Annotated in this window: 27 protein-coding genes; 10 read left to right on the top strand and 17 right to left on the bottom strand. The window is 59.6% G+C overall.

Features of this window, described 5'->3' with window-relative positions:
* Positions 1-11: 11 nt before the first annotated feature.
* Complete coding sequence (locus EOS_RS08135) at positions 12-1,505, bottom strand: efflux transporter outer membrane subunit (protein WP_047846172.1); 1,494 nt, start codon at positions 1,503-1,505, stop codon at positions 12-14.
* Positions 1,506-1,560: 55 nt separating this feature from the next.
* Positions 1,561-1,998 carry a MarR family winged helix-turn-helix transcriptional regulator gene (locus tag EOS_RS08130; protein WP_047846098.1) on the bottom strand — a complete coding sequence of 146 codons (438 nt, stop codon included), beginning with the start codon at positions 1,996-1,998 and terminating at the stop codon, positions 1,561-1,563.
* A 179-nt stretch (positions 1,999-2,177) separates the two neighbouring features.
* On the opposite strand from EOS_RS08130, the gene pdxR reads away from it, so the two are divergent.
* A complete protein-coding gene (gene pdxR, locus EOS_RS08125) occupies positions 2,178-3,620 on the top strand; it encodes a MocR-like pyridoxine biosynthesis transcription factor PdxR (RefSeq protein WP_047846171.1) in 1,443 nt (480 codons plus the stop codon).
* A gap of 3 nt (positions 3,621-3,623) precedes the next feature.
* Here pdxR and EOS_RS08120 read toward each other — a convergent pair whose 3' ends face one another.
* The 6 genes from EOS_RS08120 to EOS_RS08095 all read right to left on the bottom strand — a co-directional run bounded on the left by EOS_RS08120 (position 3,624) and on the right by EOS_RS08095 (position 8,641).
* A complete protein-coding gene (locus EOS_RS08120) occupies positions 3,624-4,430 on the bottom strand; it encodes a c-type cytochrome (RefSeq protein ID WP_047846097.1) in 807 nt (268 codons plus the stop codon).
* Positions 4,427-6,055 (bottom strand): b(o/a)3-type cytochrome-c oxidase subunit 1, encoded by a 1,629-nt coding sequence (locus tag EOS_RS08115; RefSeq protein WP_047846096.1) that lies wholly within the window; start codon positions 6,053-6,055, stop codon positions 4,427-4,429. Before EOS_RS08115 ends, EOS_RS08120 begins: the two co-directional genes overlap by 4 nt.
* Positions 6,045-6,614: a cupredoxin domain-containing protein gene (locus tag EOS_RS08110; protein ID WP_047846095.1), complete on the bottom strand. Its 570-nt coding sequence runs from the start codon at positions 6,612-6,614 to the stop codon at positions 6,045-6,047. The genes EOS_RS08115 and EOS_RS08110 overlap by 11 nt, the downstream gene beginning before the upstream one ends.
* The gene (locus tag EOS_RS47455; protein WP_047846094.1) at positions 6,611-6,769 is read right to left on the bottom strand and encodes a hypothetical protein; all 159 of its coding nucleotides are present in this window, start codon (positions 6,767-6,769) and stop codon (positions 6,611-6,613) included. The genes EOS_RS08110 and EOS_RS47455 overlap by 4 nt, the downstream gene beginning before the upstream one ends.
* Before the next feature lie 7 nt (positions 6,770-6,776).
* Entirely contained in the window at positions 6,777-7,964 is a 1,188-nt protein-coding gene (locus EOS_RS08100; protein ID WP_082163266.1) for a c-type cytochrome, read from the bottom strand.
* A gap of 62 nt (positions 7,965-8,026) precedes the next feature.
* Entirely contained in the window at positions 8,027-8,641 is a 615-nt protein-coding gene (locus EOS_RS08095) for a c-type cytochrome (RefSeq protein ID WP_087881903.1), read from the bottom strand.
* A gap of 614 nt (positions 8,642-9,255) precedes the next feature.
* Between EOS_RS08095 and EOS_RS08090 the strand changes: the two genes are divergently transcribed.
* Positions 9,256-9,693, top strand: coding sequence for a carboxymuconolactone decarboxylase family protein (locus EOS_RS08090; protein WP_047846092.1), 438 nt, complete (start codon positions 9,256-9,258; stop codon positions 9,691-9,693).
* A 115-nt stretch (positions 9,694-9,808) separates the two neighbouring features.
* Here the strand turns inward: EOS_RS08090 and EOS_RS08085 are convergent, their stop codons facing one another.
* The 3 genes from EOS_RS08085 to EOS_RS08075 form a co-directional block, all read right to left on the bottom strand.
* Positions 9,809-10,135 (bottom strand): DUF4148 domain-containing protein, encoded by a 327-nt coding sequence (locus EOS_RS08085; protein WP_047846091.1) that lies wholly within the window; start codon positions 10,133-10,135, stop codon positions 9,809-9,811.
* A 207-nt stretch (positions 10,136-10,342) separates the two neighbouring features.
* Positions 10,343-11,827, bottom strand: coding sequence for a YncE family protein (locus EOS_RS08080; RefSeq protein WP_047846090.1), 1,485 nt, complete (start codon positions 11,825-11,827; stop codon positions 10,343-10,345).
* Positions 11,824-12,321 carry a DUF305 domain-containing protein gene (locus EOS_RS08075; RefSeq protein WP_235442735.1) on the bottom strand — a complete coding sequence of 166 codons (498 nt, stop codon included), beginning with the start codon at positions 12,319-12,321 and terminating at the stop codon, positions 11,824-11,826. Before EOS_RS08075 ends, EOS_RS08080 begins: the two co-directional genes overlap by 4 nt.
* Before the next feature lie 225 nt (positions 12,322-12,546).
* Here EOS_RS08075 and EOS_RS08070 point away from each other — a divergent pair, with 225 nt between their 5' ends.
* The 3 genes from EOS_RS08070 to EOS_RS08060 are packed head-to-tail and all read left to right on the top strand — an operon-like array spanning position 12,547 to position 16,521.
* Positions 12,547-13,002 (top strand): (2Fe-2S)-binding protein, encoded by a 456-nt coding sequence (locus EOS_RS08070; RefSeq protein WP_047846088.1) that lies wholly within the window; start codon positions 12,547-12,549, stop codon positions 13,000-13,002.
* A 1-nt stretch (position 13,003) separates the two neighbouring features.
* Positions 13,004-15,238 (top strand): xanthine dehydrogenase family protein molybdopterin-binding subunit, encoded by a 2,235-nt coding sequence (locus EOS_RS08065; RefSeq protein ID WP_047846087.1) that lies wholly within the window; start codon positions 13,004-13,006, stop codon positions 15,236-15,238.
* Positions 15,239-15,249: 11 nt separating this feature from the next.
* On the top strand, positions 15,250-16,521 hold the full coding sequence (locus EOS_RS08060) for a cytochrome c (RefSeq protein ID WP_047846086.1): 1,272 nt from the start codon (positions 15,250-15,252) through the stop codon (positions 16,519-16,521).
* Positions 16,522-16,577: 56 nt separating this feature from the next.
* Here the strand turns inward: EOS_RS08060 and msrA are convergent, their stop codons facing one another.
* The 3 genes from msrA to EOS_RS08045 all read right to left on the bottom strand — a co-directional run bounded on the left by msrA (position 16,578) and on the right by EOS_RS08045 (position 19,251).
* Positions 16,578-17,321, bottom strand: coding sequence for a peptide-methionine (S)-S-oxide reductase MsrA (msrA, locus tag EOS_RS08055; protein ID WP_047846085.1), 744 nt, complete (start codon positions 17,319-17,321; stop codon positions 16,578-16,580).
* A gap of 251 nt (positions 17,322-17,572) precedes the next feature.
* Entirely contained in the window at positions 17,573-19,057 is a 1,485-nt protein-coding gene (gene mctP, locus EOS_RS08050; protein ID WP_047846084.1) for a monocarboxylate uptake permease MctP, read from the bottom strand.
* Complete coding sequence (locus tag EOS_RS08045; RefSeq protein WP_047846083.1) at positions 19,054-19,251, bottom strand: DUF3311 domain-containing protein; 198 nt, start codon at positions 19,249-19,251, stop codon at positions 19,054-19,056. The genes mctP and EOS_RS08045 overlap by 4 nt, the downstream gene beginning before the upstream one ends.
* 16 nt (positions 19,252-19,267) lie before the next feature.
* Here EOS_RS08045 and EOS_RS46135 point away from each other — a divergent pair, with 16 nt between their 5' ends.
* Complete coding sequence (locus EOS_RS46135; RefSeq protein WP_152693095.1) at positions 19,268-19,576, top strand: hypothetical protein; 309 nt, start codon at positions 19,268-19,270, stop codon at positions 19,574-19,576.
* On the opposite strand, the gene EOS_RS08040 is transcribed toward EOS_RS46135, so the two are convergent.
* Positions 19,517-20,755, bottom strand: a complete 1,239-nt coding sequence (locus tag EOS_RS08040; RefSeq protein WP_047846082.1) for a M20/M25/M40 family metallo-hydrolase — start codon at positions 20,753-20,755, stop codon at positions 19,517-19,519. The two genes, EOS_RS46135 and EOS_RS08040, sit on opposite strands and share 60 nt — an antisense overlap.
* Before the next feature lie 331 nt (positions 20,756-21,086).
* Here EOS_RS08040 and kynU point away from each other — a divergent pair, with 331 nt between their 5' ends.
* The 4 genes from kynU to EOS_RS08020 all read left to right on the top strand — a co-directional run bounded on the left by kynU (position 21,087) and on the right by EOS_RS08020 (position 24,812).
* On the top strand, positions 21,087-22,337 hold the full coding sequence (gene kynU, locus EOS_RS08035; protein WP_047846169.1) for a kynureninase: 1,251 nt from the start codon (positions 21,087-21,089) through the stop codon (positions 22,335-22,337).
* A gap of 61 nt (positions 22,338-22,398) precedes the next feature.
* Positions 22,399-23,256 (top strand): tryptophan 2,3-dioxygenase, encoded by an 858-nt coding sequence (gene kynA / locus EOS_RS08030; RefSeq protein WP_235442739.1) that lies wholly within the window; start codon positions 22,399-22,401, stop codon positions 23,254-23,256.
* A 102-nt stretch (positions 23,257-23,358) separates the two neighbouring features.
* On the top strand, positions 23,359-24,204 hold the full coding sequence (locus tag EOS_RS08025) for a class I SAM-dependent methyltransferase (RefSeq protein ID WP_047846080.1): 846 nt from the start codon (positions 23,359-23,361) through the stop codon (positions 24,202-24,204).
* A gap of 218 nt (positions 24,205-24,422) precedes the next feature.
* Positions 24,423-24,812: a tautomerase family protein gene (locus tag EOS_RS08020; RefSeq protein WP_047846079.1), complete on the top strand. Its 390-nt coding sequence runs from the start codon at positions 24,423-24,425 to the stop codon at positions 24,810-24,812.
* A gap of 42 nt (positions 24,813-24,854) precedes the next feature.
* Here EOS_RS08020 and EOS_RS08015 read toward each other — a convergent pair whose 3' ends face one another.
* Both EOS_RS08015 and EOS_RS08010 read right to left on the bottom strand, forming a co-directional pair.
* Complete coding sequence (locus EOS_RS08015) at positions 24,855-25,559, bottom strand: Pr6Pr family membrane protein (protein WP_047846078.1); 705 nt, start codon at positions 25,557-25,559, stop codon at positions 24,855-24,857.
* A gap of 76 nt (positions 25,560-25,635) precedes the next feature.
* Positions 25,636-25,887, bottom strand: a complete 252-nt coding sequence (locus tag EOS_RS08010; RefSeq protein WP_047846077.1) for a DUF1488 family protein — start codon at positions 25,885-25,887, stop codon at positions 25,636-25,638.
* Between the last annotated feature and the right edge of the window lie 84 nt (positions 25,888-25,971).

Genomic DNA, 25,971 nt, shown 5'->3' with positions numbered 1-25,971 from the left:
GAAATGCCGGCTTAGCGCGCGGCAACAGTTTGTGAAGACGAAGGGGTGCTTGTGTCGGTGCTGGTATCGATATAACCGCCGCCGAGTGCCGCGGCGAGTGCGATCTGCTGGTCACGACGGTTCATTTTCAGATCGACCACGGCCTGGTCTGCTGACAACGCGTTCATGTCGGCGTTGAGTACCGTCAATTGATTCGTGAGGCCGCCCTTGTACTGGACGATCGCGAGTTCATCGGCGCGATGCGCGGCTTCCTGCGCGGTTTGTGCATCGACGAGTTGTGCATCGGTCGACCGAATCTGCGCGAGTTGCGTGGCGACATCGCTTAGTGCGATGACGAGCGTCTGGTTATAGGTTGCGACCGCGTAGTCGAAATCGGCATAACGGCCTTTGAGCTGGGCGCGCAATGCGCCGGCATCAAAGATCGGCAAGTGGACCGCCGGACCTACCGACGCGGTTCTGCTTGCTGCCGTCAGGAAACGGCCAAAGCCGAATGCGTCCAGGCCAATCGCTGCGCTCAGATTGATGTCGGGATAAAACTCGGCCTTCGCTTCCTTCACGTCATGCGTGAGGGCGTCCACACGCCAGCGCGCGGCGACCAGATCGGGCCGGCGGCTGACGAGATCGGCGGGCAGGTTATCGGGGAGCAGCACCTGATCTCCCACGCCCAGCGCCGGGCGTTGAATCGTCAAGCCGCGATCCGGTCCTGCGCCAAGCAGCGCGGCGATTTGATAGCGCGTCGTGAGAATCTGGCCGTCGAGCGCGGTCAACGATGCATGACTTGTCGCAACGTTCGCCTGCGCGGTCTTGCGCTCCACTTCGGTATCCAGCCCGGTCGCAATCCGGCCCGCCGCAATACGTTCGATCTGATCGCGTTGCGCGATTTCCTTAACGGCGATATCGCGTTGATCGTATAAACGAGCAAGCTGGTTATAAGCGCGGGCAATCGACGTAGTCAGCGTCAGCTTTACGACTTCAGCATCCGCTTCGCTTGCCTGCGTTTGAGACACCGCCGCCTTCAGCGCTTCACGATTCTTGCCCCACAGATCGAGGTCGTACGAAGCGGAAGCAAGCAGCTTGTTTTCGGTCTGCCACGAGCCCGCGTAAGGCGGTGGCACGAGCGCGGTGCCGGAATACTGCTGGCGGGTCATCGAATAATCCGCGCCGACCTTCGGCATTGTGTTGGCCTTCGCCGTTTCGCTATAAGCATTGGCCGAAGCAACCCGGGCGCGTGCCTGATCGAGCGACGGGCTGTTCTTCAGCGCTTCGGCAAGCAGCGCCTTCAACTGCGCGTCGCCGAATTGATCGGCCCAACCGGCCGCCGGCCAATGGCCGCTTTCCGGCGGAATGCTTTGTGTCGTCTCATACGACTGCGGTTGCGCCATGTGCTGGTCGCTGTGAATGCCCGAGTAATTCGCGCACGCCGACAGCACCGCGGCAAACATCACCGATACGCCCACAGCCGATACTCTCGATCCGATCGACTTCCGATTTAACTGTGATTTCATTTTCTGACCTGTCAGATAATTGGACAAAAAAAAACGGCTCACTCATTCGGCTCACTTACTCATCAAGAAATTTACGAAGCAGACGGCGCAACTCTTCGAACTCGACCTTGCTGAAATTCTTCAGGTGCGCGTTCAACACATCCGGTGCGATCTCCGGAATCTGGGCGGCGACTTTCTCACCCTTTTCCGTCAACGCCAGATTGACGACACGGCGATCTTCAAGGCTGCGCGAGCGTTGCAGCAACTCCTTCGCTTCCAGCTTGTCAAGCATGCGTGTCATCAGACCGGTATCGATCCCCAACACCTTCGACAACTCGAACGGCGTTGCAGCAAGCTCGAGCGTGAGCGACAGCAAAATACCCATCTGCTGACTGGAGATATCCAGCTCCTTCAGCGCCGCGTCCATCTCGACTATCAGGATGTTGCGTGCTTTGTTGATCATGAAACCGATGCTTTGGGTCAAACGAAAATTGTCCCTGCTGTAGTGATTCATCGCTGCCTCCGTTGATGAAACACATATTATTTGATAAGTCAGATACTGTCAAGGTAGATTTATCACGATCGATCACGGCGTCAGGAAAATGTAAATAACCGGGCTTGGTGACGCCGGGTCATCAGCCTCACTGGTATGTCAGAATCGATCAATTGATCATATTCGAGGATACCGCTGCAATGGAAATTCATGTGACCATTCGCGGCCGCGACGACCTGAGCGGACAGATCTACCGGCAGTTGCGCAGCGGTATTGTCGAAGGGCGGCTGGCAGCGGGCGAACGCCTGCCCTCCACCCGCGATCTCGCCACGCAACTCGGCGTCTCGCGCAAAACCACGCTTGATGTCTTCGAACGCCTCACTACTGAAGGCTATCTTCGTTCGCGTCCCGGCGACGGTACGTTCGTGGCCGTTGGATTGACCCGCGTTCCGACCCATCCCGCCGATGCAATGAAACATCAGGCGAGGACGCAAGCCATCTGGTCGTCAATGCCCGTGCAGCTTTCGATGCCCAGACACGGCCCCCCGTACCCGCTTGATTTTATGGGCGGTGTAACCGACAAGCGCCTGTTCCCCTTCGACGCCTGGCGTCGCTGCATCAATCACGCGGTGCGATTGCAGGCGCGGGGACGCGGGCAATATCACGATCCGGCCGGCGAACAGGAATTGCGACTCGCCGTGTCGCGGTATCTGTCGTTTAGCCGCGCCGTGGTCAGCAACTGGCAAGACGTGATCGTCACGCATGGCGCACAGCAGGCAATCGATCTGGTCGCGCGCGTGGTGCTGCGTCCCGGCGATGTGGTCGCAGTCGAGGAGCCGGGTTATCCACCGGCGCGCGCGGCGTTCGTGGCGGCAGGCGCCAAGGTAGTCGGCGTGCCCGTCGATGAACAAGGTTTGATCGTCGAGCAATTGCCCAAGAAGGCCCGGCTTGTCTACGTGACCCCATCGCATCAGTTTCCGCTAGGCATGCCAATGAGTCTCGAGCGCCGCGTCGCGTTGCTTGAATGGGCGCAGCATCGAGGCGCGGTCATTATTGAAGACGACTACGACGGCGAGTTCCGCTTCGAAGGCCGTCCCATGGAACCGCTCAAGAGCCTGGACCGCGCGGGTCTGGTGGCGTACGTCGGCACGTTCTCAAAGACGATCTTTCCCGAGCTGCGCGTGGGTTATGTCGTACCGCCGTTGTCGCTGAATGAATCGATACAAAAGGCCAAGCAGATCAGCGACTGGCATACCTGCTCGCTGACGCAAACAGCGCTGGCGAAATTCATTCTCGATGGCGACTTCGCCAAGCATCTGCGACGCATGCACAAGCATTACGAGGATCGGCGCAGGACACTCGCCACGCACCTGCAAAACGAACTCGCTGAATGGTTCGAACCGCGAATTCCCGCTGCGGGAATTCACATGACAGCGCGTCTGAAAGGATCGTTGACGGAGAAACACCTGACCGGCGGCGCTATGGATCCGTCCATTGGCTTGTACGGCATCTCCGCGTTCTACATGAATCGGCCCGCGCACGAAGGGCTGATTTTCGGCTATGGCGGGATCGAGTCTAACGACATCGAAACTGCCATGAAGAAACTCAAGACACGCTTGTCGAAGATGAAGTTCGCCAAATAAGCGCTATGGTTGCGCCCCGGCATAGTAGGTCGCCGCCGCGTCAATTTCGTCCGGCGTCATGTTGCGCGCAACGTTGCGCATCTGCTCGCTGATGTCGTTATGACGCGTGCCGTTAGCGAACGCCTGCAACTGCCCTCTTGTGTACGCGGCGGGCATTCCCTCGAGCCACGGGCTCCCCGCTTTATGATCGATGCCACCATGGCACGACGCGCAGGACGCAATGTTTCGCATCGGCGCGCCGTGGGACACGATGTCAGGCGCAGGCATGGACGAAGACGCGCTGGCACGCAACGCCTCTGGCCTCGGCAGATAAGCGTAGTAAGCGGAGAGATCGCGCATGTCCTGGTCGCTCAGGTTCAATGCCATCGGCGACATCACAGCGTTGCGGCGCGCGCCCGACTGAAAGTCGGCCAACTGCTTGTAGACCACTGAGGCATATTGGCCCGCGAGATTCGGCGAGTTGGCGTCGCTTATGCCACGCACGCCATGACACATCGTGCAGCGCAGGGACAAGGTCGCTCCACGGCCTATCGACGTGCTGCCCGAGTCGGCCAGCAGTTGCGGTGTCATGGCGACCGCGCTGGTTTGCATCAGCGGCACAGGCGTGGCCGATGAAGCACGCAACCATTGTTGCGGTACGCCCGCTGCGCTGCAGATCGCGTTCCAGATGCCCTGGAAGGGTTGATCGCTTTGCGCCGACGGCAACCATATGAACCCCACGGCCGCCGAGAACGCGGCAAGCGCAAGCGTGCCGCCGACCGTGACCGTGAACCACCGGTTACGTAACGAGAACAGGCGTTCATCGCTCATCGCTGGGGCCCTCCAATCGGAATCGCGGGAACGGACGTATCGGAGCGCAATAACAGCGAAGCGACCGGATAGCCGTAGTTGAAGAGCGTGAGGCCAATCATCAGCGCAAGCCACAAGCCAAAGCTGTTCAACGCGACCGGAATGGTCTTCGATTCATGCACCGCCGTGCTGAACCGGTACTCTTCAAGTACCACGCGCGGTGCACGGTGCGCCCGAATCAGCACGACGAAGAACATCACTGCCGAGACGACAAGAATGGCGCCGCCAATAGTCGAAATAATCACCGATACCGCCTGCTCGGCAATCTCTGGATCCGTGTAGTCGAAGAAGGCCATGCGTCGCGGCATGCCGAGAATGCCGGCGAAATGCCATGGGAACGTCAGAACGATCATGCCGATGAACCACAGCCACAGCTGCTGGCGCATCAGCTTGAATTGCGTCATGGCGCGGCCGGTGAGATGCGGCCAGAGATCGTAGGCAATCGCGAAATACATGATGACGATCGCGCCCCCGAAGATCAGGTGAAAGTGGCCCGTGATCCACTGCGTATTGTGGATGGTCGAGTCGAGCTGGTAGCTCATGTTGATGATGCCGCCCGCGCCGCCGAAGCCGAGCATCACGAACGAAAACGCGAGCGCAAGCATCAAAGGATTGTCCCAAGGCAACGCCTTGATCCAGCCGAAGCTGCCCCGGCCGCCTCGCAAACGCGCCGCAATTTCAACCGATGCACAGATGGTGAACACAGTCAGCAAGGTCGGCACTGCGACCAGCGCCGTGAACACCGAATGCATGAACTTGAAGCCCGAGCCAACTTGTGGATCGGCGAACAGATGGTGGATGCCGATCGGCATCGAGACCACCAGGAACAGGATGAACGAGATGCGCGCCATCGAATCGCTGTACAGACGGCCGCCGATCGCGCGTGGAAGGATCGTGTAATACGCTATGTAGGCCGGCATCAGCCAGAAGTAGACGATCGCGTGAAGCGACCACGAGAAGAACACACGAGCGAGACCGGCGTCGATCGTCGTCTTGAAGCCAAGCGCCACAGGCAGGATCTGGAACAGGATCTCGACGGCCGCACCGACCGCTGTCCAGCCCCATAAATAGGCCCCTGCCACGCTGGCGAACATGGCCAGGGGTACTGGCACGCCCCGATGCTCGCGTTTCCATGCGGCCAGGTTGATCGACATCAGCGCTACCCAGATCCATGATCCGACCACTACCAGGACGATGCCGATGTAATAGAACGCATTGCCGATCATCGGCGGGTAGAAAGTGTAGAGGACCGAGGCCAACCCCATCGCGACCGGGACCATCGCCGTGACCGTGCCGACGGCCACGAGTATGAAACCGGCCCACGCCCAGCGCACACCGACCAGCGGTTTCTTCAGCGCCAGTTCGGTGACCGCGTAACCAAAGCCCATTGCGATCAACGTGGGGAACACGTAGGCCATTGCCGAACCGTGCGCCGTTACCGAGCGATAGTAGAGTTCCGGATTCTGCAGCCACGGATGCAGCGGACTGCGCACCCACATTTGCCACGCGCCGAGGAGCAACGCGCCGCCGAAGCTGACGAAACCCAGCCAGAAATGCGCGAGAACGAGTCGCTTGCTATTTAACACAGCTGAGTCTCCGCGAACCGTTAGCGTTTGCCATCTTGAGGAAAGCCGTTTTATCGATCACCTTGACGTGCGCCCACATGCCTTGGTGCCCGGTGCCGCAGAACTCATGGCATGGCATCAGGTGCTCGGCGGGCTGCGTGAAGGTGGTCTTGAAGGTCGAGATATAACCGGGCTCGAGCATCGAATTGATATTCGTGTTCGTGATGAGGAACCCGTGCACGACATCCGCGCTGGTGGCGCGGAATGTAATGGGCGTATCGGTTGGAATGAGCAGGCATTGCGGTGTGAACGAGTACTGCTGCGCGACGATCCGCACCGTCACCGAACCATCCGCTTCAACCGCGCTGCCCAGGTTGCTCTCAATGAATTCACCGCTTACGTTAAGCGTTTCAGGCCGCACGGTCTCCACGCGGGACGGCGGCATCATCGCCCAATGCAGACCGGTAAAAATCGTCATGGCAACGAGCACGCAAAGAATGCCGATGACAAGAATCGCCCACTTGCGCTCGATGCGCGCGGCAATGTCGGCAGACGCATGCGACGGGTGTTCAGTGCTCATTGGATAACGCCGCGGGGTAAGAAGACCAGGAAGTAGAACGCAAACCACAAGCCGATCACAATGGCCGTAGCCACTCCAGCTAGCGCAATGGCGCCCTGCGGACCGTCTCGCACGATCTCATCGACGACAGCATCTTCATTCTCAGAATCAGTCATGACGTCCTCAATAAAGTGGGGCTGAGCGCAACGCGTTGACTTCCTTGACGCTAACCGGCGTGCCGTGATTGCCCCAGGCCGTGCGGATATACGTAACGACCGCCGCAACCTCGACATCGGAGAGCGATTGAGCAAACGGCGGCATGCCGTAGGGCATGGGGTTCTTCTTCGTACCGGGCGCGTAACCGCCGTTCAGCACCATGCGGATCGGATTCACCGACGACGTCATCTGAATCGACTGGTTGTTCGCGAGAGGCGGGAAATGCGGCAGCTTGCCCTGCCCTTGCGACGCATGACACAGCGCACATTGGGCGTCGTAGATCTTCTTGCCTAGCGGTGAAAGACTGTTCTTTTGTTCGGCGACCGCCGCGGTCGCCGGTACGAGCTTTTCGCCGGCACGCGCGGGCAAGGTCTTCAGGTACACCGCCACCGCGCGAATGTCTTCATCGGACAAATACTGGAAACTGTCGTACACGACCTCGGCCATGGGCCCATACACTGCGCCCCGGTTCGATACGCCCGACTGCAGCAGGTTCGATATGTCCTCGATGCTCCAGTCGCCCAGCCCCGCTTCCTTATTCGACGTCAGCGAAGGCGCATACCAGTTCTGCACGGGAATCAACCCGCCTTCGAAACGCTTGGACGCTGAATTGCCGCCTAGCGCGTTGATCGCGGTATGGCACATCGTGCAATGGCCGAGCCCTTCGACCAGATAAGCGCCGCGATTCCATTCAACAGATTGCGTGGTATCCGGCTGGTATTCGCCGGGCTTCATGTACAACATGCGCCACCCGTACAGCAATGAGCGCTGGTTGAATGGAAACCGCAATTCGTGCGCGCGATTAGGCTGATGAATGGGTGGCGTCGACAACAGGTAGGCATAGATGGCGTCGGAGTCGTCGCGCGTGACCTTGGTATAAGAGGCGAACGGCATGGCGGGATAAAGCAACTCGCCGTCGCGCGCCTTGCCGGTGTGCATCATGGTATAGAACTCGGCCGCGGTCCACTTGCCGATGCCGGTCTCCTTATCCGATGAAATGTTCGGCGTATAGAGCGTGCCGAATGGTGTTTCCATCGGTCGGCCGCCACCGAATAATTTGCCGGCCGGCACCGTATGACAGGCGATGCAATCGCCGGCGCGAGCAAGATATTCACCGCGGGCAATCACTGAAGGATCGGCGGCTCGTGCACTCATCGTCACGATGCAAGCGCAAAAAAGCGTTAGGGTCCGGAAACTGAACACGTCTATTTCCTCGCCTAGTGATTGGGAACAGTGCCGCAAGCCAGCGGCATCTTGAGTGACCCTGCCGCCACCGGCACCGGATTCTCCGGCGCGGGTAACGAGGCCAGATACGCCGCGATAGCCGCGATGTCGCGGTCGGCTAGTTTGGTGGCAATGTCATGCATGCAGTCGGGGGCAAGCGTTGTGCGCGTGCCGTAACGCCACGCGCCCAACTGCGCGCTGATGTAGTCGGAGTGCAAGCCCAGCAAGCCTGGGATAGCCGGCTCCATGCCGGTCAGCGCTGCACCGTGGCAGGCGATACATGCGGGAATCTTGCGCGACGCAGCGCCGCTATTCACTATGGTCTTACCTAGCGCAAGCGTCGCTGCATCAGCGGTGATGGGTGACGGTGCGGGAAATGGCGGATGTTCAGCGGCAAAGTATTCGGCAATTTTCAGCAAGTATGGATCGGGGAGATACGCCAATAGATAGTTCATTGGCGGGTACTTGCGCCGACCATCCCTGAAGGCCAGCAACTGGTTGTAGAGATAGCCCGCGGGTTTGCCTGAGAGCCGCGGGTAATAGTCGTTGCTCGTGCCTTCGCCTTGCGCGCCATGGCAAGCCGCGCAACCAAGCACGCGCGCCTGCATAGTGTCAGGTGCCTTCTCCGCCGGAGCCTCGCCAGCAGCGAATGCATCCAGGCTTGAAACTGCGAGCAGCACTAGTGTGATGACGACGCTGCGTATGCCCACCGTTGTGTCCTCGATCGGGTTTTTGTGTCCGCAGTATTAAGCTGCAGTTGATTTTTTATGCCTACGCGACTGCACTGACGAGCCAGCTTAAAGCACTTAAGCCGATTTGCCGAGCGCTAAGATTCACATGATTTCGCGCATTATTAATCAATATTGAGATGATTCAACATGCCGAAATAATGAGCTTGACTGTTCAATGATCCAGATCAATAAATCGTACTGTTTCTTTGGAGAATCCTGTTTTTTTCCGCTAAGCATTTCACTAACGGATGGCTTGGGTTAAGGGCTGTAGATTGCCGGGACGGCTCTTAAGCTAGCGGACCACCCTCGGCTAGCGCGCTTATGCCAACGATGCCCGCCACTTAGCGGGCCGCGCCCGCCAGCAACAGTATTGGCCCGAACACTGGTTACCTGAAAATAGCCAAAATCGGCTATTTATAAGGTCCAGTCAAACGCCTAATCTTGCTCATGTCGCGCCGCAACGCGCATCGTTGAAACCACAAGGAACCATCATGCAAACCCGTCTCGACTTCTACAAAGCCAAGCCGTCCGCTATCAAGGCGTTGATTGCGCTGGAAGAGTACATCGGTAAGTCATCGATAGAAAAGCCGCTCGCTGAACTGGTCCGTCTGCGTGCTTCGCAGATCAATGGCTGCGCATTCTGCGTCGACATGCATACGACCGACGCTCGCAAGGGTGGGGATACGGACCGCAGGCTTTCAACCGTGGTGGTATGGCGTGAGACGCCGTTCTTCACGGACCGCGAACGTGCCGCGCTGGAATGGACCGAAGCAGTTACGCTGGTCTCGCAAGATCACGTGCCGGATACCGTCTGGGAAGCCGTCAAACCGCATTTCACCGAAGAGGAAATCGTGGACCTGACGCTGCTTGTCTCGGCGATCAACAGCTGGAACCGCTTTGCTATCGCCTTCCGCAAGATGCCTGCCTAAACAATCGAGCCGTCAGTGACCAGACATGGCGCGTTGCTTCACAATAAAGGCGTGCGCCAGTCACACGACCGGCGCCCGACCCGAAGGAAACTGCCAACAATCTGGCCCGCATCGCTCACGACCCCGCATAGATATTGCAGAAGCTGACAGGACCGACACATGCTTCATGACTTTGCGTCCCCGTCATTGGGACACGCGGTGCGCTCACGCTCGATCCGGCCGAAACACCGCCATACGCGTTCGCGTTTTGCTGCCGATGTGCGAGCTGGTTTTGAAACGCCGGGCTGACATCCGGATACGAAGCATCAGTCACGTACTCCGAACCATTTTGCTGCGCTTCCACGAGTTGCTGGTGAACTTCAGCGCGGGTCAATCCTTGCGCGAAAGCGCTCGAGGAAACGAGGACGGCGGCTGACACGGTAAGCAAGGCAAGTATCTTCATTTTCGACTCCAGTGTGTTTAACGGGTTGGTACAAGGGCAAACCATTTTTTCACCGGGTTTATTCCTGAAAAATCGAAAATAGATCGAGGCAAGCAGGCACGATACCGACACCGCAAGCACTTAACACAAACATCAGCGCACAAGAAAAAACCGCCGGAGAATCAAATCCGGCGGCTGAAAAAACTGCTTGGAGCACAACGAAAACGCCTAGAGGGCCTGCACCTGGACAGGCGCACCCGGCTTGCCCGACACCTGCGGAGCAATCACAAGGTACCGCCGCTTGTCGCCGGCCGTGTTGGTCCCCGGCACGACTACCTGACGGATCTGCCCAATCGCATTGACGATCGCCGAGCCTGCCGGGTTGGTCATGAACCTTGCGAGCGATTCGATATTGCCGCTGCCATCGGCGTTATCGGAAAGGCCTAGCACGTACGGCGTTTTCGGCTGTAAGCCGGTAGCCGATGCCTGCAACACCTGCAGCAAACCCTGATCGAACAACGCGACGCTGGTAGGCGCCGAGTCCGTCGCCGGGCTCGCCCCGACCGGCACCATGCTCAGGTGCGTAGTCTCGCCTGCGAGCCCGAGCGGTTGCGTGTTTTGAGTGCCGTCGCCTTCAGGCACCGCGTTCGGAACATAAGTGACCGCTTGAGGCGCTTGCCCGATCGGCACGGTAGCAATGACCTTATTAGTCAGGGTATCGATAGCGGTCAAAGCGTCGGCGTTTTCCAGACCGACATACACGCGGCTGCCATCGCCTGACGGCCAGATGCCGTGCGGCAGTTTACCGACCGGAATGGTTGCCACTTGCGAGAAGTCGTCGGTGCGGAACACCTTCACCTGATTCAGTCCGCCGACCGTCACATAAGCAAACGTGCCGTTAGCGTTATGCACGATGTTCACGTGGTTCGTGATCGGACCTGTATCAAGCACCTTCAGCGTGGCGAATGGCGAACGAGCGTCGAAGACCTGCGTCTTCCCCGTATCTTTCAGCGTGAACCAGACCTGCTTGCCATCGGGCGTCGCGGCAATGTTCGGGCAGAACGGGCTCACCTGCGTGACCTTCCCGACCAGCTTGTGATCGGCGACCGAGATCACATCCACTTCCGGATTGAACGACGAACATATGTACCCGTACTTGCCGTCCGGCGAGGAAATCTGCATGCCCGGACCCGCCGGCGTGATGACGCGGGTCTTCTCCTCGAACGTGTGTCCATCCAGAACCGACACATAGTTTTCTCCTCGCACGGTGACCCAGACCTCGTTACCGTCAGGCGTAAAAAACGCTTCATGCGGCGCGCGGCCTACATAAGTCACATGCTTGACGGTGTTGGTTTGCGTGTCGATAAACGAAACCGAATTGGAGCCGATCGAGACCACGGCAATCGTGCGATGGTCGGGTGAGAAACCCATCCCGTGCACAAGCACCTGCCCCTTGTACAAGGGGCTGAAATTGCCCGGCGAAGGATCGCCGAGGCGAATCACGCCCACGAGTTTGTTATCGGCGGGATCCGTCACGGAGACGGTGTTCGAGAACTGTTCGGCCGCGTAGACGCGGTCATGGTGGCTGATCGCTATGTCCGGCGCAGACGCCGGGCCCGGTGCCTGTCCTGCCCAGGCGACCTGCGAGATGGCGCTTAGTGCTGCTGTCGCGAAGACGGTCAGTGCGCTCGAAAATAGAGTGGCTCGTTTCATTTTGTCTCCTGATTCATGCGCATCGGCATGGGGGTTGTCATGATGGACATGGGTTGGGAAGGGGCTGCTCTTGACGGTGCCTGCCCCTGGTCCGGAGCCGGTGCCGAGGGCGGCAACGGCTGACCGAGCGCGAGGCGCATGGCAGTGATTTCCTGCTGCTGTTCAACAATGATTTCCTGCGCTATCCGGCGTAACTGCTCGTTGTGTCCGTAACGCAATTCGGCCTGCGCCATATCGATGGCGCCTTGATGATGCGGAATCATCATCGCGACAAAATCGCGATCGACATCGCCGCTCGGCTTGATGGACATGCCGTCCATCATGCGCGTCATCGCCTGGTCGTTTTCGGAGAGGAACGGCGCTTCCGGGCCTCCGCTCGCAGTACCTGCCGCACGAGCCGGGGCCCCGGCGGAAACGAAGGCGATCGCGACGACGGATGTCGCCGCAGCCGCCATACAACGCGCGCGCAGAGCTGTAATTAAATTGGAAGACATGGTGATTCACCTCGAAGAACTGGCGTGAAGGGCATCAATGCCAGCGCTAACCCTTTCAGATAACGGTTTATTCCACGACTTTTTCCTGACATGGTGAAAGGCTGAAAATCGGCCGGCCCGCTGCCATGAGCCATGGCGGCAACTCAGCAAGAATCGCCGTAATCTTGTATAAGGATTTTCAGTTAAGAAAGACCATAAAAATCCCCACGACAACTGGAGTTGCAGATGACGACGCTTTCCATAAACGGCGAATCTCACACCGTCGACGCCCCTCCCGACATGCCGCTGCTCTGGGTGCTGCGCGATCTGGTCGGTCTCACGGGCACCAAATTCGGCTGCGGCATTGCACAATGCGGCGCGTGCACGGTTCATCTCGACGGCCAGGCGGTGCGCTCCTGCGTGCTGCCGGTTGCGGCAGTGGGCGAGCGCAAGGTGACGACCATTGAAGCCGTCAGCACTACGCCCGCAGGCAAGAAAGTGCAGGACGCATGGGTCGCGCTCGACGTTGTGCAGTGCGGTTACTGTCAGTCCGGTCAGGTGATGTCGGCGGCTTCGCTGATCGCCTCGAACCCCAATCCCTCGGATGCCGATATCGACGCCGCCATGGCCGGCAACATCTGTCGCTGTGGCACGTACAACCGTATCCGGGCGGCGGTCAAGCAAGCCGCCAAGGGGGCGTGACATGTCGCGAGGACTACTGGAAGCCCAGAACCGCCGCGCGCCCGAAGGCCTGAACCGGCGAACGTTTTTAAAGCTGGGGGTGTCGGTTGGCGCAGCGGTAGGCGGCGGCCTGATGCTCGGTTTCAGCCTGCCGGCCGCGAGCCAGGGCGAAGCGCCCAAGGGTAAGTCGGTGATCGGCGGTGACGCCAACGAAGCGCCGCAAAGCGGCGTGTTCGAGCCGAATGCGTTTGTGCAGATTGATGCAACGGGCAAGGTGACGCTGGTGATTCCCAAGGTCGAAATGGGCCAGGGAATCTATACGTCCATCCCGATGCTGATCGCGGAAGAACTGGAAGTACCGCTGGACAGCGTCGTGATCGATCACGCGCCACCGAACGAAAAGCTCTTCATGGACCCGCTGCTCGGCGGCCAGTTGACCGGCGGATCGACATCGATCCGTTACGCATGGGAGCCCATGCGAAAGGCCGGCGCGACCGCACGGGTGCTGCTTATTTCTGCGGCGGCGCAGCAGTGGCAGGTCGATCCGGCGTCGTGTCATGCGGAGCGCGGCGAAGTCGTGCATGCCGCGAGCAACCGGCGCATTGGTTACGGACAACTCGTGGATGCCGCCGCGAAACTGCCCGCGCCGCAGAACGTGACGCTTAAAGACCCGAAGGACTTCAAGCTGATCGGCACGGCTGCCAAGCGTCTCGACTCGCCCGAAAAAGTGGATGGCACGGCAATGTTCGGCCTCGATGTCCGCGTGCCCGGCATGGTGTACGCGGCTATCGTGAATAGCCCGGTGTTCGGCGGCACGCTCGCCTCCGTCGACGATACCAACGCGAAGAAGATTCCCGGCGTGCGTCAGGTGGTTCACATCGACAACGGCGTGGCCGTGATCGGCGACCATACATGGGCCGCCAAACGCGGCGCGGCAGCGCTCGATATCAAATGGAACGAAGGCCGCGGCGCGGACTTTTCCACGGCCAAGGTGGTCCAGCAACTCGCCGATGCGTCGAAGCGCGACGGGGCGGTGGCGCGCAAGGACGGCGACGTCAAGAAGGGCTTCAACGACGCCAAGACGCGCGTTGACGCCGTGTACCAGCAGCCCTTCCTCGCGCACGCCACCATGGAGCCGGTGAACTGCACGGTGTCCGTGCGGGCCGATGGCTGCGATATCTGGGTCGGCACGCAAGTGCCCACACGTGCAGTCGACACTGCCGTGAAGATCACCGGCCTGCCCGCCGACAAGATCGCCGTGCACAACCACTTGCTCGGCGGCGGCTTCGGGCGCCGGCTGGAGACCGATTTCATCAGCCAGGCGCTGAAGGTCGGCAAGCAGGTCGGCACACCCGTGAAGGTCACGTGGACGCGCGAGGAGGACGTCCAGCACGACATGTATCGCCCGTACTACTACGACGTCATCTCCGCCGGCCTCGATGCCAACGGCCGCCCGGTCGCGTGGCAGCACCGCATTGTGGGGTCGTCGGTGATCGCGCGGTTCGCACCGCCTGCGTTCAAGAACGGCCTCGATCCGGACGCGGTGGAAGTCTCCGCCGACCTGCCCTACGACCTCCCGAACCAGTTTATCGACTACGTACGCCAGGAGCCCATGGACGTGCCCACCGCGTTCTGGCGCGGCGTCGGTCCAACACGCGGCACCTTCGTGGTCGAGAGTTTCATGGACGAACTGGCGGCACAAGCCAAGGTCGATCCGGTGAAGTATCGCCGCGATCTGCTCGGCAAGACGCCGCGCGCGCAGAACGTGCTCGACGTGGCCGCCCGCGAAGCTGGTTGGGGCAACACGCCGCCTAAGGGTCAGGGACGCGGGGTATCGGTCATGCACGCGTTCGGCAGCTTCTTCGGCATGGTGGTGGACGTGACCGTGAACGGCGACGGCGAAGTGGCCGTGAACCGCGTGGTCTGTGCGGTGGATTGCGGCATGGTCGTGAATCCGAACACCATCGAAGCGCAGATCCAGGGCGGCATTATCTTCGGCATCACGGCAGCGCTCTATAGCGAGATCACGATCAAGGATGGCCGCGTCGAGCAATCCAATTTCACGGATTACCGGATGCTGCGCATCGACCAGGCACCGCCTATTGAAGTGCATATTGTGAAGAGCAGCGAAGCGCCTGGCGGTATTGGCGAACCGGGAACGGCTGCTCTTGCGCCCGCGCTGACCAACGCGATTTTTGCTGCCACCGGCAAGCGCTTGCGGCAGTTGCCCGTCGGCCGTCAACTGCAAAGCGCGTGAGGGAACACACAATGATCAAGTACCTTGTAGCCTCCCTTGCGCTGACGCTCAGCTTGCCCATGCTGGCTCATGCCGCCGCGAACGACGATCCACTGGTCGCCCGTGGCGCGTATCTCGCGAAAGCGGGCGATTGTGTGGCCTGTCATTCCGCGCCCAAAGGCAAACCATTCGCAGGCGGCCTGCCAATGACCACGCCGATGGGCAAGATCTACACGACCAACATCACGCCCGACCCGGATACGGGTATTGGTAAATGGAGCGAGGAGGACTTCGAGAAGGCCTTGCGTCAGGGCGTGGCGAAGGATGGCCACAACCTCTATCCGGCGATGCCCTACCCGTCCTATGCCAAGGTCCAGGACGACGACGTGAAGGCGCTCTATGCGTACTTCATGAAAGGCGTTGCGCCCGTGAACCAGGCGAACCGACCGTCGGATATTCCATTCCCGCTGAACATGCGCTGGCCGCTCAAATTCTGGAACATGGTGTTCCTCGATAAAGGCGCTTATCGCGACAAGGACGGCAAGGACGTCGCGTGGAATCGCGGTGCGTATCTGATCCAGGGCCTGGGCCACTGCGGTTCATGCCATACGCCTCGCGGTATTGCGTTCCAGGAGAAGGCGCTCGATGAAAGCGGCGGCGCGTGGCTCACAGGCGGTGTCCTCGACGGCTGGTTTGCATCCAACCTCACGAGCGAGCAGAACGTCGGACTCGGGCGCTGGTCGGATGCTGACCTGACCACGTTCCTCAAGACTGGAGCGAATGCGCATGCATCGGCGTTCGGGTCGATGACAGACGTGATCAACCACAGCACGCAAGGCATGAACGATCAGGATCTGGCAGCCATGTCAGCGTATTTGAAGTCGTTGCCGCCGGCCGGCGGCACGAATGCGCCGGCGTATGCATACGATCCAAAGGCCACCACGGCGCTGCTGCAGCATCCGGCCAATGACGCAGGCGCGAAGGTTTATACCGCGTATTGCATGCATTGCCACGGCGTGGATGGCCGAGCCTTCGCCCCGCTGCTCGCGCCTTTGGCGGGTAATCCGAACGTGCTGGAGAAGGACGCCTCGTCGCTGATCAACGTCACGCTGAACGGCACGCACGACCTCGTGATACAAGGCATTCCCGCCGCGTATCCGATGCCGCACTATGCGCCGGTGCTCAACGATCAGCAGATCGCCGACGTCCTGACGTTCATTCGCGCTGGATGGAACAACGGTGCGCCGGCGGTCGCGGTGGGGGATGTCGCGAAGTTGCGCAAGACGACGCAAGCATCGCAGTAAGCCTGCATTGGTCTTAGCGAAAGCGGCGGTGGATTTTTAAGTCCACCGCCGCTTTTTTATTGTTGCGATGTCACGCTCAGCAGCACCGGTTTGTCACGATAGACCGTCGGAAAAAGGCGCTTCAGGTTCTCGACCTTCGGCAAGTCGTTGATCGCGATATACGGCGCATCCGGATGCAGCGTCAAATAGTTCTGATGATAAGACTCCGCGGGATAAAAGCCCTTGAGCGGGTCTGTTCTCGTCACGATCGGCGCGGGGAAAGCGTGTGTCTTGTCGAGTTGCGCGATATAACTTTGCGCAATGTGTTTCTGCATGTCGTTGGCGGGAAAAATTGCCGAACGATATTGCGTGCCGCTGTCCGGACCTTGCCGGTTCAGTTCCGTCGGATCATGCGCGACCGAGAAATAGATCTGCAGCAATTTTCCATAGGTGATCTTCGTCGGGTCGTAAGTGATCTGCACGGACTCTGCATGACCGGTCTGGCCGCCGCTCACGGTTTCGTATTGCGCGGTCTGTGCCTGACCGCCGGCATAACCCGACACGACCTTCGTCACGCCGTTCACATGTTGGAAGACCCCTTGCACGCCCCAAAAACAGCCACCGGCCAGCACGGCGGTTTCCTGGTGTGCTCCGTTCACCGGTTCGTCGAGCGCCGGCGGCGCTACGGCGACCGCGGCCTCGGAAGAATGCGCCGGATGCATCGACACGAACAGGATGCTGGCGCCCACGCCAATGGCAGTCAACAGCGCAACGCCGCGCGAACGCAGGAACGTTGCGGGATTTTGCTTCTGGGAAATCATGGCAGGCCTCCGGGTTTCAGGACGACGCATGCTGTCTGGTTTCCGGCAGCAAACCGCTGACAGAGAGCCCAGGCGTCGTCCCCTTGCCTTATGTTAGCGCGCCCGGCGACGTGTGGAAGATTGATGACAAAGATGTCATCGAAAGGTCAGAGAAAGGTCAGGGCCGCGCGCGTCAGCGCCGCAAAAAACGGCTCGATTCATGCGAAAAAAATCTTGCACATGGCTCAAGGCGATGACGCGCGCATGTCTTCTTACGTTACCTGATGAACCTGTACGCGACGCGGCGTAACCGCCGACACGACAAACGCGACCACGATATTCACCACCAGCGCAATCAGCCCTATGTAAAGCGGATACGTCGCTCCACCCACATGCAGCGCGAACACCGGCTTCAATCCCTGCGCGATCGCCATGCCGGTCCCGAGCACGAGCCCGACGACCCATCCGAGGAACAGGCCCGGCGTATTCAGACGCCGCGTGTACAGCGAGAACACAATGGCCGGGAAGATCTGGAGGATCCATACGCCGCCGAGCAACTGCAGATCGATCGCGTATTGCGTCGGCAGGAACACGATGAACAGCAGCGCGCCGAACTTCACAATGAGCGACACCAGCTTCGCTGTCTTGGCTTCCTTCTCGGGCGTGATGTCACGCGCCATCAGCGGCCACAGGTTACGCGTGAACAGATTCGCCGCACCGATCGACATGATCGCGGCCGGCACAAGCGCGCTGATCGCAATGGCCGCAGCCGCAAAGCCGACGAACCACGACGGGAATAGCTTGCCGAACAACGCGGGCACGACGTCGGATGCGGATTGCACCTTGATGCCCGAGGCGATTGCCATATAGCCGAGCAACGCGATCAAGCCCAGCAGCAGCGTGTACGCCGGCAGGAAGATGGCGTTCTTGCGCACGGTGGCAGCCGACGACGACGACAAGACCGCTGTCATGGTGTGCGGATACATGAATGCGGCAAGCGCCGAACCGAGCGCGAGCGAAGCGTAGGCCGTGAATTGTGTCGGCTTGAGGATGATGCCGGTTGCACCGCCCTTGGCTTTGAAGAACGTATCGGCGGCATCGAAAACGTGCGCGTAGCCGCCGAGTTTCGATGGAATCAGCCACACCGCCGCGATCACCACAATGTAGATCATGATGTCTTTCACGAACGCAATCATGGCCGGCGCGCGCAAGCCGCTGGTGTACGTATAGAGCGCGAGGATCACGAACGCGACGATCAGGGGCATCTCGCCGCTCACGCCCAGACCCTTGATCACTACCTGCATGCCCACCAGTTGCAACGCAATATACGGCATGGTCGCAACGATACCGGTCAGCGCCACAGCCGCCGGGAACCACTTTCCGCCGTACTCGCCATGCACATAGTCAGCCGCCGTAATATGGTTCTTCGCGTGAGCGATCTTCCATAGCTTGGGCATGACGGCAAAGACAAACGGATACACGATGATCGTGTAAGGCAGCGCAAAGAAGCCGTATGCGCCCACTGAATACACGAGTGCGGGTACGGCGATCACGGTATAGGCGGTGTAGAAATCGCCGCCTACTAGGAACCACGAAATCACGGTGCCGAACTGGCGCCCGCCCAGACCCCACTCATGAAGTTGCGTCAGGTCGCCGCGTTTCCAGCGCGCTGCGAAAAATCCCACTACCGTCACCAGCACGAAGAACGCGATGAAGACGGTCATGGCTACCGGATCGATCGGAACAAGGTCGCTCATTTGACACCTCTATACACGAAGTAAATGATGAGCGAGGTCAGCGGCACCCATAGGAACTGATACCAGTAGAAGAATGGGAAGCCTAGTAAAGAGGGGCGGATATCGTTATAGAAAGGTAGCCAGAGCAGCGCGACGTAGGGAATAAGCAGGGCCAGCCAAAGCCAGGAATGCTTTGTCTCTTCGGATGTTTTCATAGTGGTTGGACTCGAAATGAGGTTCGATCTGTCGCGCCTCGTGGCGACCGGGCGCCGCGGCGAGGCTCAGAATAACGACATGCGCGATTATCTTCGAGTTTTTGAAGACGTGCTGATTGCAGTGGCTGGGGATGCTGGCGGGTGGTTCGGGCTGTCGATCGCCGGGCGCAACGGCCGGCTTAAGCTGGATATATTTTCGTTAGTCTTGCCGCCGACGGCGCTTCGTTTCTTTGCTGGCGCACAAAGAAACGAAGCCAAGAAACGCTTAGGGTCGTCCGAGCAAATCGGCAAGAGCAATAGCAACCGTTTTCGTCACTCCTCTTAGGTCCCCGAGCGCGACGCGCTCATCCGCCCGATGACCATTGGCCTCAAGCAGCGTCCGCGGACCCGCGCCGTAAATCACCGTCGGCACGCCCGCCTCGCAATACAAACGGGCATCGGTATAAAGCGGCACACCCTCGGTAGGAATATCACGCTGCAGCGTGATCAAAGCCGCGCGCTGTAACGCTTGCGACAAGCGCTCGGCACCCGCAAGCGAACGCAACGGCGATGTAACCAGAACCTCTTCTATCTCCACGCTAATGCCGGGCATCCCCTCCACGGCTGCCGTGATCAGCGCCTTCAATTGCTGCACCACGTCTTGCGGATTCTCTTCCGGCACCACCCGCCGGTCGAGCCGCAAGCTCACCTTGTCAGGCACCACATTCGTGTTGATCCCGCCTTTGATCAGACCAACCACCAGTGTTGGATGATCGATACCCGGCGTCGCCGAATGGATCTCGCGCAATGCCGCGCGATGCCCGTACAGCGCATTCAGTACCGCCGTAGCGGCTTCGAGCGCATCACGCCCGGTATCGGGTCGCGCCGCGTGCGCCGACTTGCCCCGCACCGTGACTTCAAGGTGGATCGCGCCATTGTGCGCGGTCGTAATCGAATAAGAAAAGCCCGCACATATAGCGTAATCGGGCTTCACGATGCCCTGCTTCAACAACCACCCCGGCCCGATCAGACCACCCGTTTCTTCGTCGTAGGTCAGGTGCAGTTCCACCGTGCCTGCCAGCGTTGCGCCACTGTCGATCAATGCCTTCAACGCAAACGCATAGGTTGCGAAATCCGACTTCGATACCGCCGCACCACGCCCGATCATGAACCCATCGCGGATCTCGGCGCCGTATGGATCGGCGCTCCAACCGTCGCCCGGCGGCACCACGTCGCCGTGTGCGTTCAACGCGATAACCGGCCCCGCGCCAAAACGATGGCGAATCACCAGGTTCGTCGCGCTGATCATGCCGGCGCGGGTGACATCGTCGGCCGGTACCGCATGGCGTTCAACCGTGAAGCCGATCCGTTCCAGCCATTGCGCCGCCATCTCGGCGTGGCCCGCGCAATCGCCCGGCGGATTGTCCGATGGCTTTTGCACAAGCGCGGAAAGAAACTGGACCTCCTGGTCGAAGTGATTGTCGACGCAGTCGGTCAAGGTCGAGGCAAGAACGTGTTGGGTCATGTGCGGTTGTCCAGGTAACGAGCTGAGGTTGGCTGCATGGTAACGAGTAACACTGCTGCAGCCGAGCAGCACCAGCTTAGCGGACCTGACGCGCGGCTTGGTAAGCGCGCCCGAATTCCGCCCATAACAGATCGCAATCAATTTATCGCGCTTAAGCCCGGTTTTCATCGAAGAATATTGCACAGGACCCTAAGCGCTGCGTTTGTTTTGCAATCAATTAAGGTCCGTTCTCGGCTAAGCTTTCAGGCATGTGCACGCGCTCCGCCAGACCGGCGGCGAAATGCGGATTTCCGTCCAGAACGGCTACGACGACTTACCGGGATACGCTTTAATGAACCATCGAGACGATGCCGCGGCACTCGACCGCGACGATCCGCTAGCCAGTTTGCGCGACCAGTTCGCGCTCGGCCGCGACACGATCTATCTGGACGGCAACTCGCTTGGCGTACCGCCCAAGGCCGCGGCTTCGCGCGCCGCGGCCGTCATTGCCGAAGAATGGGGCGACGGTCTGATCCGCTCATGGAATACGGCAGGATGGTTCGCGTTGCCTAAGCGCCTAGGCAACAAGCTAGCGCCGCTGATCGGCGCTGCGGAGGACGAAGTGGTTGTCACCGACACCATTTCAAGCAACCTCTTCAAGATCCTGTCGGCAGCGCTGCGGGTAGCCAACGAACGCGATCCGAAGCGCCGTGTCATCGTTTCCGAGCGCTCGAATTTCCCGACCGATCTCTACATTGCGCAAGGCTTGATCGAGCAACTGGATCGCGGTTATGAACTACGTCTCGTCGATCATGCATCGGAACTCGCCAGCGCTATCGACGAGAACACGGCTGTCGCCATGATCACGCACGTCAACTACCGCACGGGCGCGATGCACGACATGGCCGCGTTGACCCGCATCATCCATCAGGCGGGCGCGCTCGCCGTGTGGGATCTCGCGCATTCAGCGGGTGCGGTTCCCGTCGATCTCAACAGCGCCGGCGCGGATTACGCCGTTGGCTGCACCTATAAGTACCTGAATGGCGGACCGGGTTCCCCCGCGTTCATCTGGGTGCCGAAGCGGCTGCAGAACGTTTTCTCACAACCGCTTTCCGGCTGGTGGGGGCATAAGAAGCCGTTTGAAATGAGCCCGGAGTACCAGCCCGATGACGGTATCGGCAGGTTCTTGTGCGGCACGCAATCCATCGTTTCGATGTCGCTGGTTGAATGCGGTCTCGACGTGTTCGGGCAAACCGATATGGCAACGCTGCGCCGCAAGTCGCTGGCGCTGAGTGACTTGTTCATCGAACTGGTCGAGACGCGCTGCAGCGAATTTCCGTTGCAGCTCGTCACGCCTCGGGCGCACGCTGAACGCGGATCGCAAGCTAGCTTCGAACATCCGCACGGTTATGAGGTCACGCAGGCGCTGATTGCGCGCAACGTGATTGGCGACTACCGCGAGCCGCGTATCTTGCGCTTCGGCTTCACGCCGCTTTACACGCGCTATGTGGATGTATGGGACGCCGTTGAAACACTGCGCGACGTGCTTGCGACCGAAGCGTGGCGTGCGCCTGAGTTCGCCGAACGTGGCGCCGTCACCTGACACACGTGGAGAACGCGCGATGACACAATCACATGAAAGCGAAGGCACGGGCGGCTGTCCCATGGGTTATGGGCCGGCAGGCGATGCTGCGTCGAAGCCGGAAGGCTGGCATGACGCGCAGCTCGACTTCTCCAATTCGATGAGCTATGGCGATTATCTCTCGCTCGACACGCTCCTCTCGGCGCAGCATCCGCTCTCGCCCGATCACAACGAAATGTTGTTCATCGTGCAGCACCAGACGAGCGAGTTATGGATGAAGCTCGCGCTTTATGAGTTGCATGCAGCGCTTGCTGCCGTGCGTCGCGATGACCTGCCGCCCGCGTTCAAGATGCTCGCACGCGTCTCGCGAATACTCGATCAACTCGTGCAGGCATGGAGCGTCCTCGCGACCATGACGCCTTCCGAATACACCGCCATGCGGCCTTATCTCGGATCGTCGTCGGGATTCCAGTCGCATCAGTACCGGCAGATCGAGTTCCTGCTCGGCAACAAGAATGTGCAGATGCTGAAGCCGCATGCGCATCGGCCGGCCGTGCTCGCTGAGGTAAATGCGACACTTGAAGCACCCTCGTTCTACGATGAAGTCATCCGCCTCCTCGCACGCCGGGGTTTCCCGATCGCGCCGGAACGGCTGGAGCGCGACTGGACCCAGCCGACCACGCACGACGCCAGCGTGGAAGCAGCTTGGCTCAAGGTGTACCAGGAGCCGACGCAGCATTGGGAACTCTACGAGATGGCGGAAGAACTCGTCGATCTCGAAGACTCGTTCCGGCAATGGCGCTTTCGCCACGTCACGACGGTCGAGCGGATCATCGGCTTCAAGCAAGGCACGGGGGGAACCAGCGGCGCGCTTTATTTGCGAAAGATGCTGGACGTAGTGCTTTTCCCCGAGTTATGGCATGTCAGGACGCTGCTTTGAGGCTTGAGCACGCGGTCCATTTTTAAACCGGTTACGCGTGCGGGCCTTTGAAGCACGGGGTAAAACCGACGCGCTCTGACAAGCGGCGCGCTTTGCCCGATAATGGCCCGCATGAAAACGCTCCTTACTCCCCGACTCATGCGGCGTGCTTTCCTGGCGCTGCCCGCAGCCTTGCTGCTAGCGTCCTGCGCGACGCCTACCGCATCGACGTCGCTCGATACCGCCATCGCGGCGCCGTATCGAGGGGAGAAAGCGCAAGCACGCGATGTCTACCGGCACCCGAAAGAAACACTGGAATTCTTCGGCGTGGCGCCAACCCAAAGCGTGCTGGAAATCGCGCCGGGCGGCGGTTGGTACACGGACATCCTCGCGCCGTATCTGCGAGGACGTGGCACGCTTTACGAAGCGCAGTACCTGCCACCGCAAGGGGCGTTGCCTGAGGGCGAAGCGAAGGGCAATGCCGCGTTCGAACGCAAGCTCGCTGCGAAGCCCGATATTTACGGCACGGTTGTTGTCGGCAGCTTGCAATCGGGGCAATTCAGCGGCTTACCTTCGGGGTTGCAGGTCGATCGTGTGCTGACGTTCCGTAATATTCACAACTGGATAGAAGACGGTCAGGTCGATGCCAACCTGCGCGCGTTTTATTCGGTGCTGAAACCCGGTGGCGTACTGGGTGTGGAAGAGCATCGTGCTGTACCGGGTACGTCGGTTCAGCAGATGATCGACACCGGCTATCTGACTGAAGCCTACGTTATCCAGCACGCACAAGCAGCGGGTTTCAAGCTCGCCGCGCGCAGCGAGATCAACGACAATCCCCGCGATACGAAGGACTACCCGCACGGCGTGTGGTCCTTGCCGCCGACCTACCGGGGCGGCGATACGGATCGCGCGCGCTTCGCTGCCATCGGCGAGTCGGACCGCATGACACTGCGCTTCGTCAAACCGTAGGCACCTCACCGCGAAGACGCTGCGCCACTGCAGCCGCGTATCGGCGAGAGGTTGAGAAGTCGGGCGAGTAAGCGGCTGCGGCGCAGCGTCGGCGAGGCAGGAATTTTTCACCTGATCTACTCTTCGATGGTGAACTATGCGACTGCACCGTCTTCCAGCACGTCGCGTAGGTCGTAGCCAGCGCTTCCCGATTCCCCACTTAAGCCTGAGGTCAAGTCATGCCACTCGTTCGAATCAATCTCGCCCAGACAACATCGCCGGAAGTGGTTAAGGCGATCAGCGACGTCGTGTACGAAGCAATGATCGATGTCGTCAACGTACCCAAGAACGACAAGTTTCAGATCATCACCCGTCATGCACCGGACGAATTGATCTATCCGGAAGAGGGATATCTTGGCGTGACCTACACGCCCGGGATCGTATTCATTCAGGTCACGTGGAACACCGGCCGGACGATCGAGATGAAGAAGGCGTTTTACCGCGCGGTGGCGGACGGCATACACGCGAAGACGGGCGTGCGAAAGGAAGATGTCTGGATCAGCCTGGTCGAGGTGAATCGCGAAGACTGGTCGTTCGGGAACGGCGACATGCACTACGCCCCAAAGTAACAGCCTGCTTGCGTATGCCACCGGCGGCAGCCAGACTACAACCTAGTGCGGACGCCGGTGATTCAAGGCGATGAACAGACCCATCAGCGTAATAAATGCCAGCACGAGCAAGCTTGCATTGAGCAGCACATGCGGATACCCAAGCTCGCCGACATCGATGAAGGGATACGGATAAAAGTCCGACGTGCTGCCGCGCCAAAGCGTGATGCACAAGTAACTTAGCGGATAGACGAGCCACAGCAGACATTGCCGCAAGGTCAGATGAAAGCGCGGCACGAACAACACCCAGTAGATCACCGACAACACCGGAAGGACGGTATGCAGGCATTCGTTAAGTGCTGCCCGATAACCCGACGGCGTCCACAGATGGCGTAGCAGCAGGTTATAAGCAAGCCCGACGAACACGATGTACACAACTACCGCCGTCACCACCGGTGGCTTGCGAAAAAAACGTCCTAGCGATGAGCAGCCAAGCGCGGCGACACATGAAAAAGAAAGGGCTACAGCAAATACGGTCAGATTCGTCAGATAGCTGCTAAGGCGTTCGATGCCATCGAAGACGCTTAAGCCGCGTGCCAACATCCGGTGCACCGTGATATCGGTTTGCGCGGCGAGTGACAACCACGCAATCGTCGCAATACACGCGGCCAGCAATAATGACGCCGTACCAGGCGTATGCAAAGGCAGCACGTGCTCTGACCCCGGCTGCAGCTCGCTTTGCGGTGGCGAAGAAATCGGTTTGGACATGCCGCGATTTTATACGCGGCTAAATAGATCTGCAGAGCGAACGCGGGCAGGCATTAGCCCGCCGTACTACGCTCGCTCAGGATATCTTGAAGATATTTTGTGAGCCGCGTACGTACAGGTCCTCTGCTTTAAGCAGAATGCGTTCGCGGTAAAGATCGAAGGCGGCGAGCACGGCGGATTCGCCCGAGCCCATTTGCGGATTGAAACTCGACAGCGCCGCGTCGCCTATCTGAAAAGCGATCTCGCGCGAACCGTCATACCCCCAGAAGCACACGCAGTGCCTGGAGTCGTCGTAGGAACGGCTAGGATTCGGGAAATTGAGTTTCATACGCCATCCTAGTCCTATTCGTGTGGTCCGCGACACGGTGTTATTCATAGTAATTACCCTGATCTCGCCCTATCCGCGATGCTC

This window comes from Caballeronia mineralivorans PML1(12) (assembly GCF_001028175.1).
Classification (GTDB): domain Bacteria; phylum Pseudomonadota; class Gammaproteobacteria; order Burkholderiales; family Burkholderiaceae; genus Caballeronia; species Caballeronia mineralivorans.
The sequence above is the reverse complement of the archived record's forward strand: the minus strand, read 5'-3'. Positions and strand labels throughout refer to the sequence as shown.